The organism is Rhizobium moroccans (assembly GCF_057559155.1).
In genome coordinates, this window is record NZ_JBHFJG010000040.1 from 1 (window position 1) to 5,062 (window position 5,062).

The 5,062-nt window shown below is 60.5% G+C and carries 5 protein-coding genes and 1 pseudogene; 3 read left to right on the top strand and 3 right to left on the bottom strand.

The genetic code is table 11. From position 1 onward, the window contains the following. A pseudogene (locus ACE04I_RS19075) lies at window positions 1-245 on the top strand (SDR family NAD(P)-dependent oxidoreductase); the annotation flags it as partial. 245 nt (window positions 246-490) lie between these two features. After that, the gene (locus ACE04I_RS19080; protein WP_487207505.1) at window positions 491-1,801 is read left to right on the top strand and encodes an Nramp family divalent metal transporter; all 1,311 of its coding nucleotides are present in this window, start codon (window positions 491-493) and stop codon (window positions 1,799-1,801) included. 246 nt (window positions 1,802-2,047) lie between these two features. Here the strand turns inward: ACE04I_RS19080 and ACE04I_RS19085 are convergent, their stop codons facing one another. Further along, complete coding sequence (locus ACE04I_RS19085; RefSeq protein ID WP_487207506.1) at window positions 2,048-3,019, bottom strand: GlxA family transcriptional regulator; 972 nt, start codon at window positions 3,017-3,019, stop codon at window positions 2,048-2,050. A gap of 105 nt (window positions 3,020-3,124) precedes the next feature. Here ACE04I_RS19085 and ACE04I_RS19090 point away from each other — a divergent pair, with 105 nt between their 5' ends. Continuing rightward, window positions 3,125-3,727 carry a hypothetical protein gene (locus tag ACE04I_RS19090; RefSeq protein ID WP_046796987.1) on the top strand — a complete coding sequence of 201 codons (603 nt, stop codon included), beginning with the start codon at window positions 3,125-3,127 and terminating at the stop codon, window positions 3,725-3,727. Window positions 3,728-3,755: 28 nt separating this feature from the next. On the opposite strand, the gene ACE04I_RS19095 is transcribed toward ACE04I_RS19090, so the two are convergent. Both ACE04I_RS19095 and ACE04I_RS19100 read right to left on the bottom strand, forming a co-directional pair. Continuing rightward, window positions 3,756-4,565, bottom strand: a complete 810-nt coding sequence (locus ACE04I_RS19095; RefSeq protein WP_487207507.1) for a class I SAM-dependent methyltransferase — start codon at window positions 4,563-4,565, stop codon at window positions 3,756-3,758. Between the two features lie 4 nt (window positions 4,566-4,569). Beyond that, window positions 4,570-5,062: ABC transporter ATP-binding protein (locus ACE04I_RS19100; RefSeq protein ID WP_487207508.1), on the bottom strand; the 493-nt coding region annotated here is incomplete at its 5' end.

The following is a 5,062-nucleotide window of genomic DNA, read 5'->3' on the forward strand; positions in this document are numbered from 1 at the left end:
CCGGCGCAACAGACACCGAATTCTTCGAGCGCGCCGACCTGATGGATACGAAGCTCGGCCAGGTGAAAAAGGATGATCCTGCCTTCGTGGCGAAGATCGGCTACGAGGCCATGATGGACGGCGAAGGCGATGTTGTTGCGGGCTGGAAGAACAAGTTGATGTCGGCCGCTGCCAATATCACGCCGGCCAGCATGCTTGCCAAGCAGAATCGCAAGATAGCGGAGCCGGGGTCGGCAAAGGATTGACAGCGGGGAACTCTGAGGCAGAAGCCCGATAGCAAAGACTTACTCGCCGCTGATGGTGCGGAAGATAACCTGTGGAAACGTCGGCTGGCGCGCCCGCGGTCTTTTCTGGATCAATCACCGACGCGTTTCGGCAAGGGCTGACTGACCCGTGCAGAACATGCGATCTCAACGTCAGTACAGGCGGCTGTGGCAAGGAACCAGCAGAACGACGGCACGTTGATCATCCATTCCACAGAGGATCAACCTTGAACTCGGTCTTAGATCGTATCATCCCAGGCGAAGAAATCTCCAAGAAGCCCCTCCGACGTTGGCGCCGAGCTGCCGTTTTCAAGCAACTCGGTCCGGGTCTCGTCACGGGAGCAGCCGACGACGATCCAAGCGGTATAGCTACCTATTCCCAGGCTGGCGCCCAATTTGGCTTCAACATGCTCTGGACGATGCTGTTGACCTATCCGTTGATGACGGCAGTTCAGCTCGTGAGTGGCAAAATTGGCCGCGTCACCGGATGCGGCCTCGCCAAAAACCTGGGCGATGTCCTTCCGAAATCGATAGTGCTTCTGCTTGTTGTCCTTCTGTTCACGGCCAATACGATCAACATCGGCGCCAATCTCGCTGCAATGGGTGCGGCCGCTCAACTGGTGGTGGGAGGACCAGCCTTTCCGTTTACGATCTTCTTTGCGCTTGTGTCTTTGGGACTTCAGCTGTTCATCTCCTACGAGCGGTATGCGCGGTACCTGAAATGGCTCACGCTGGTCCTGCTGTCCTATGTGGCCGTCCTCTTCGTAGCAGAGGTCGATTGGCTGGCTGCAGCGCAAGGTTTTGTGCTGCCGTCCTTTCCGCTTACCGGCGAAAGCTTCACCGTCATCGTCGCGATTCTAGGAACAACCATCAGCCCTTACCTATTCTTCTGGCAAAGCTCGCAGGAAGTCGAGGAAATCGGTCAGCACCCAAAAGCCAAAGCGCTGACCGAGGCACCCGACCAGGCCAAAAAGGAGTTGAAGCGAATACGCCTAGACACTTTTGCAGGCATGGCGATTTCCAACCTGGTCGCGATCGCCATCATGATGAGCACGGCGGCGACCCTGCATGAGGCGGGAAAGACCGAAATCAGCAGCGCGGCCGATGTGGCGGAGGCTCTCCGGCCGATCGCCGGAAATTTCGCTTTCATGCTGTTCAGCCTCGGCATCATCGGCACCGGGCTGCTTTCATTGCCGGTGCTGGCCGGTTCCGCCGCCTACGCATTCGGCGAATCACAGGGATGGAAGTGCGGTCTCGAGAACAGGCCCTGGGAGGCCGTCGGGTTCTATTCGGTCATCACGGTCGCCGTCCTTCTCGGTCTTGGCATCGGTTTTTCGCCAATCGATCCCATCAAGGCGTTGTTCTGGAGCGCGGTGATCAATGGCTTTGTGGCGGTTCCGATCATGGCGGGAATGATGATCGTGGCCAGCCGTCGCGATCAGATGGGCCGCTTTACGGTGTCGCTTCCTGTTTTGCTATTCGGATGGGCGGCAACCAGTGTGATGGCTCTCGCGGCCGTCGTGATGCTGATTTTTTGAGCGAGAGGATAGTCAAGCTCTACAGCCGGCTTGCAAGAAGGGGTCGTGCCGGTTCGTGCTCGGCCATCTTCGCGACGAGAAAATCGAGGAAAGCGCGCACACAGACATGGCTGAACCACCGAAGTGGGGCACCTCGCCGCCCGGCGGTCGAGAGGGCGGAAGCGAACCGACTGCTTCTGTACTCCAGGCCCGTTGACGGACATTTGTCGTAGTATGAGTTAAGCTGAGCTTTGCGTCTAGCACGGCTCACCTGCTCGTATGGGTCTCGCGGAAAAGGCGAGGCGTCACGCCGAAGCGTCTTTGGAAGACCTGCGTGAAGCGAGCGGTCGGCGCAAGTCCCACCCGCCTTGCGATTTCCTTCAACGGGAGTTCTTGGGAGAGCAAGATACGCGCCGCGTCCAGCCGCACGGTCTCGATATACTGTGCCGGCGTCTCGCCTATCGCAGCGACAAACCGTCTGTAAAACGTCCGCTCCGAGAGGCCGACCTTGGCCGCAAGGCTCGGCACGTCCAGCGCGGTATCGAGATTGGCCTGTGCCCACACCAGGAGATCGGCAAAAGGACCATCGGCTTTCGCCTGGGCACGCAGCAGCGGGCTGAACTGAGACTGATAGCCGGGGCGGCGTGCGTAGAGGACGAGGCGCTTGGCGACCCGACTTGCAAGCGCGCTGCCGAGATCCTCGCTGACCATGGCGAGGGCCATGTCAATACCGGTGGTCACTCCGGCCGATGTCCAGACGTTGCCGTCGACGACATAGAGTGCATCGGCGTCGACCGTAAGGGAGGGGTAGAGTCGCGCGAGCGGTTCGCAGGCGCTCCAGTGTGTGGCAACACGCTTGCCGTCTACCAGTCCCGCCGCTGCGAGCACAAAGGTGCCGGCGCAAACCGACCCGAGTCGCCTGACGGACGAGGCGCTCCGCGATAACCACCGCCGTAATTCCGGCGTCCGGGTCGCTGCGGTGACCGCGCCGGCCTCCGCCCCGGCCACCAGGATTGTGTCAATCCGTCGTGGCACCTTCGTCAGTGCTTTGGTTTCGACGACGACACCGCTGCTACTCGGCACCGCCCCGCCAGTCGGCGAGGCCAAATGCACGGTATAGCGTGCAGGCTCTCCATCTTCCGCGAGTGCGTGATTGGCGGATGCGAAAACGGACGCCGGGCCGGTCGCATCCAGCAATTCGAAGTCCTGATAGACGGTAATGACGACATGATACAGCACTGGCAGGAATTAGCATCCTTTTGTCATTCCTGCCAACTCTGTGCGCCTGCTAGTGTTCGCACTGGTGGTCGGCCTAGGACCGCGCCACCGCAAGGAGGAGCAATCATGACTGAAACATCGGAAACATCAAAGTCAGCGCCCGAATCCCCCACGTCGGGCTGGCGGTCGATACAATGGTGGCCCGCGGCTATTGGCCTGGCATTCGCAGTTTTCGTTTCGATCGATCTGCTCAATGGTTCGGAGCATGGCACGGACTTGGCTGCGATCGTCGTCGCCTCAGGCCTTGTGTACCTGGCAGCGGCTGCCTTGGAGATTCCATGGGTTTCCTGGCCAGTATTCCTGCTATCGGTGGCAGTGATCACCGTCGCAAGGTTCGGCCTCATACCGTTTGATGCGACATGGGCGATGCTTATCGTCGCCGCCCTCTTTGCGGTCTATGGCGTGATCCGGGCTCTGAGACGTCCTAACCGCGAACTGCCGCTGCAAGCCATCGCAATGGTCGTCTTCGGTGGTTTAGCCACCGTGGCCCTCTTCATCAGTCCCTTTGTGGGAGCGCTGCTGGTCGCGGCGGGACTGGTCGCACATGCTGGCTGGGACGTCTATCACCATGTCAAGAACAAGGTCGTCGTACGGTCGATGGCAGAGTTCTGCTTCGTGCTGGACACTGCTCTCGCGATGGTCATCGTCTTGGCAACACTGAGAGGCTGAGACGCGCAGTCTGCCCTACGCTGCGGCGTTAAGGTTGATCTCGATGCGCTCGCGCTGCGGCGTCCTCGGGGCGAGATGCCGTTAGGACAAAGCGGCGGTACAACCGCGTCCGCAACCGGCTTCTCAGGTCGGGGGTGCTGCGCTGCGCAACCGCAATCGGCCTGTGAGAAGGAAAGCGGATGTCCGTAAAGCCCGTAGCTTCGACGAGAGGTTTCAGACCTTCGGCAGTGAGCCCGTCGCTGAACGGCAGGCGCGTCATGATGTTCGCATGTTTCTCGCTCATGGCTCCGTCGTAGTAGGGATCGTGCCCGATAAAGCACTCGATCGCGCGGACCGCGAGACTTGCAATCCGCCCGACGGGCGTCGGCTTCGTCCAGTCGCCGTCGAAGACAAGTAGCTTTCCACCCGGTTTCAGCACGCGAAACCAGTCAGAGAGTGCCTGTTCCGGCTCCGTCAATGTCCAGACGAGATGGCGGCAGATCACCGCATCATAGGTCTGATCGGGCTCCATCGTCCGCTCGGCATCGGCCAGGATAAAGTGGGCGCGCTCATTGCCGGCATGTTTGGTGCGCGCAACGCCGAGCATGGCCTCGGAGAAATCGAGCGCCATTACCTCATGGCCGAGCGAAAGGAGGACATTGGTCACCTCGCCGGTACCGCAGGCGAGTTCCAGCACCTTCTGTGGGGCCGGTCCGATCGCCTCGCGCACGGCAGCCGCCCAGGCGTCCAGTTCCGGACCCGGTGGGATGCGGTGGCCGAAGGCGAGGTCGAAGGTCGCCGAGCGCCGCGACCAGTACTCCCGAATATCTTCCTTCAGATCATGATTGCGCATGTCCATCGGTTCAGGTTCCTATTGTGGAGAAGTTTCTGCGCTGTCTTGTCGACACACGCCTTTGCGCCTGCCGCGTCAGGAAGCGGATGTTACAAGTGCCGCCATCATACTGCTCGATCTCGACATCAACGCCGAAGACTGCGCCGATGCGCTCCTCTGTCAGAACGGCGCGCGGCGCGCCGAGCGCCACAAGGCGCCCCTCCTGCATCACTGCGATCCGGTCGCAGAACAAGGCCGCGTGATTGAGGTCGTGCAGGGCCGCAACGACGGTCAGGTCCTGCTGATGCACAAGATCGAGCAAGCTGATCTGATGGCCGATATCGAGATGGTTGGTCGGCTCGTCGAGTAGCAGGATCTCCGGTTGTTGCGCAAGCGCGCGGGCAATGTGCAGCCGCTGTCGCTCGCCGCCCGACAAGGTGTGCCAGGACCGCCCGGCCAGATGCATCATATCGACATTTTCGAGGGCGCCATCGACAATCCGGTCGTCTTCGGACGACCAAGAC